The organism is Paenarthrobacter nicotinovorans (genome assembly GCF_007670255.1).
GTDB classification, from domain to species: Bacteria; Actinomycetota; Actinomycetes; order Actinomycetales; family Micrococcaceae; genus Arthrobacter; species Arthrobacter nicotinovorans_B.
Map to the genome: position 1 here is coordinate 1 of NZ_SZVS01000029.1, position 919 is coordinate 919.

Genomic DNA, 919 nt, shown 5'->3' on the forward strand with positions numbered 1-919 from the left:
AGTAGGACACCGCCGGACAACCATTAGGTCGAGACCCCCCAACCCACACCGGGTTGGGGGGTCTCCCACATTAACCACCACAACCCACCAGCAAAAGGCCCCAACCACGTCGGTTGGGGCCTTTGGTTTTTAATGCTTGATCGCCCGGGTCCTGGTCAGGGGGCGGGTGCTTTCGCTGTTTTCGCGGCGGCTTTTGCGGCTTGTTTGCTGGCGCGGACTTTGGCCAGGGATTCCGGGTCGATGATGTCGGCCACGGAGAGGTAGGATCCTTCCTTCCCGTAGTGGCCGGCGGCTTCTTGCCATCCGGCAGCTGTCAGGGCGCATTGTTTGCCCAGCAGTGCCAGGAAGATCTTGGCTTTTTGTTCGCCAAAGCCTGGCAGGGCCTGGAGCCGGCGGAGCACCTCGGGGCCGTCGGGGTTGCCTTTTGTCCAGATCGCGGAGGCGTCACCGTCCCAGTCGCGGTCCACCGCGGCTGCGAGGGCCTGGACCCTGCCTGCCATGGAGCCGGGAAAGCGGTGGACTGCCGGCCTCTCCTTGAACAGTTCGACGAAACCGGCAGGGTCCTGTGCTGCGAGAACGCGTGGTTCCAGGGTCCCGAGGCGGGTGCGGATCTTTTCCGGGCCGGCGAACGCTGATTCCATGGTGACCTGTTGGTCGAGCAGCATGCCCGTCAGCAGGGCAAAGGGGTCTTCACTGAGGAGTGTGTCCGCGGCGGCGTCGCCGGTGATGTGCAGTTCCATGCCTCCCATCCTCCCACCGGCAGGCGGCCTCCGTCATGGTGGTGTTCGACGGCGGTGGTGTGGTGGGGTTTTGGGGGGTGGTGGGGTTTGGGGGGGTGGGTGTGGGGGTGGTGGGTGGTGGATTTGCGTTGGGGTTGTGGGGCGTGTATTGTTTTCTGAGTCGCCGGGTGCGAAACGGA

Annotated in this window: 1 protein-coding gene; it reads right to left on the reverse strand. The window is 64.4% G+C overall.

The window, feature by feature from the left end:
* Positions 1 to 155: 155 nt before the first annotated feature.
* Positions 156 to 749, reverse strand: a complete 594-nt coding sequence (locus tag FDP28_RS20385; RefSeq protein ID WP_144663431.1) for an HhH-GPD-type base excision DNA repair protein — start codon at positions 747 to 749, stop codon at positions 156 to 158.
* Between the last annotated feature and the right edge of the window lie 170 nt (positions 750 to 919).

Coding starts and splice junctions, on each gene's coding strand:
- FDP28_RS20385 (WP_144663431.1), bottom strand. CDS start 749: ATGGGAGGCATGGAACTGCACATCACCGGCGACGCCGCCGCGGACACA.